Source organism: Kocuria sp. JC486 (assembly GCF_011602805.1).
GTDB lineage: Bacteria > Actinomycetota > Actinomycetes > Actinomycetales > Micrococcaceae > Kocuria > Kocuria soli.
In genome coordinates, this window is the sequence record NZ_JAAOZS010000025.1 from 1 (window position 1) to 2180 (window position 2180).

At 62.8% G+C, this 2180-nt stretch carries 2 protein-coding genes and 1 riboswitch; of the genes, one reads left to right on the top strand and one right to left on the bottom strand.

Going from position 1 to position 2180, the window contains the following annotated elements; genetic code table 11:
• Window positions 1-31 precede the first annotated feature (31 nt).
• Window positions 32-334: a hypothetical protein gene (locus tag GWK18_RS11215; protein WP_166835323.1), complete on the bottom strand. Its 303-nt coding sequence runs from the start codon at window positions 332-334 to the stop codon at window positions 32-34.
• A 29-nt stretch (window positions 335-363) separates the two neighbouring features.
• A riboswitch (SAM riboswitch) is annotated at window positions 364-475 on the bottom strand.
• A 167-nt stretch (window positions 476-642) separates the two neighbouring features.
• On the opposite strand from GWK18_RS11215, the gene GWK18_RS11220 reads away from it, so the two are divergent.
• Window positions 643-2121: an alanine/glycine:cation symporter family protein gene (locus GWK18_RS11220; RefSeq protein WP_166835325.1), complete on the top strand. Its 1479-nt coding sequence runs from the start codon at window positions 643-645 to the stop codon at window positions 2119-2121.
• The last annotated feature ends 59 nt before the right edge of the window (window positions 2122-2180 follow it).

Genomic DNA, 2180 nt, shown 5'->3' on the forward strand with positions numbered 1-2180 from the left:
AGCCACATCCCACTCGGAGGTTCTCCCTCGTTCAACCCGACCCGCTGCTACCAACGTCATGGCCAGGTACACCTAGGAGATGGGGGACCCCTCCGGAGCGCCAGGTCTGACTGGCGGCAGCCAGAACCGTGGCTCCGGACGGGAACTGCGGGAACAGGAAAAGGACGCCCGCCCACTGGTGTGCTTCGGTCGGCGTGAATCCGAGCCAATGCTCGCTGCGGACAGTGATCTCTCGGTCCGGTACCTCGCGTGGGCGGAAGGTCTCGAACCGATGTGCGGCACGGTTGGAATCGGTGTTCTCACCGAAGGCGGGAGAGGAGGACGAGGACGGCATGTGAGCCACCTTCCCGGGGCGGAGCCCCGTATCGAATCTTGCTCACGACCTGTGCCGGTGAGCCCGTTCTTGATCTGGGGGCACCCGGTCGATGTCGGGTTGCCGCGCGGCCGGCCAGTCCCTGGGCCGCGACTCTTGAACGTGCTCAGAACTCTACCTTCAGGGGCCGACACAGCTGTGGTCGGGGCAGGATACGAGATCTGTGCGTGACGGCGGTGATGTACAGTGCCCCGATCGGGGCGTGTTGCGGAAGCTGGTTACCGCGGTCTGTGCCCCTTGTCTGTCTCCCTCACACCATTGGAGCAACCGTGGAACAGCTCACCGAACTCGTCGGCACCGTCGGCAACTGGATCTGGTACGTCGTCTTCGTCGTGCTGGTAGGGACCGGTCTCTTCCTGACCGTTCGCACGCGTGCCGTGCAATGGCGTTCGATCCCGGAGATGTTCCGGGTTCTGGGGGACCCTCCCGGTGAAGACCCCGACGGCAAGAAGGGCATTTCATCCTTCCGGGCCTTCACCGTCTCCGCCGCATCCCGCGTGGGAACGGGCAACATCGCCGGTGTGGCCATCGCCATCAGCACGGGTGGTCCGGGGGCTGTCTTCTGGATGTGGATGATCGCGGCCATCGGCGGGGCATCGGCGTTCGTCGAATCCCTGCTTGGTCAGCTCTACAAGCGCACCGGACACCACGGGTACTACGGCGGCCCTGCCTACTACATGACGCACGGTTTGAATGCCAAGTGGATGGGCGCCTGGTTCGCGGTGATCATCACCATCACCTACGCCTTCGTGTTCAACTCGGTGCAGGCCAATGCGATCGTGGACTCGATGTCCAGCTCGTTCGGGGTCGATGTCACACCGGGCAACGGAATGGCCTTCAAGGTCGTCGTCGGTCTCCTGCTGGTGATCCTGACGTCGTTGATCATCTTCGGCGGTATCCGCCGGATCTCTGCAGTCACTCAGGCCCTGGTTCCCGCGATGGCGCTGCTCTACATCGCTTTGGGCGTCATCGTGATTGTCATGAACATCACCGAGGTGCCCGCCATGTTCATGCACATCATCGAAGGCGCCTTCGGCATCCGAGAGTTCGTCTCGGGTGGCTTTGCCGCGGCCTTCATGATGGGTCTGCGTCGTGGTCTGTTCTCCAACGAGGCAGGTATGGGTTCTGCCCCGAACGCCGGTGCCACGGCGTCGATCTCGCACCCGGCCAAGCAGGGTTACGTGCAGTCCTTGGGTGTCTACTTCGACACCTTGCTGATCTGCTCGATGACTGCATTCATCGTGTTGCTCTCCAATCCCGAATACGGCACCACCCAGGGCGCTGCCCTGACCCAGACGGCACTGGCCGACCAATTGGGAACCTGGGCCATTCACTTCCTGAGCGTGGCGATCTTCTTGTTCGCCTACTCGTCCGTGATCGGCAACTACTTTTACGGAGAGGCGAACATCCTCTTCCTGACCGGTTCCCGGAAGGCCATGCTGGCATTCCGTCTGGTGACTCTGGCCTTCGTGATGCTGGGCGCCGTGGTCGCACTGGATCTGGTCTGGGCGTTGGCGGATGTGTTCATGGCGTTCATGGCCACCACCAACCTGATTGCCATCGTCCTCCTCTCCGGTGTGGCCGTGAAGGTGCTCAAGAACTACGAGGCACAGCGTCGCCGCGGTGAGGAGCCCGTGTTCACCGGCTCCGACATCCCCGAACTCAAGGGCCTGGACGCCTGGGACGGCAGCGATGTCATCACCACGGGTGCTTTCTGGACCCAGCAGCTCAAGACAGTCAAGCGCTGACACCTCGGCCTGATAAGCCGCGAACGACGTCGGTCCGCACCCTGCCAGGGTGCGGACCG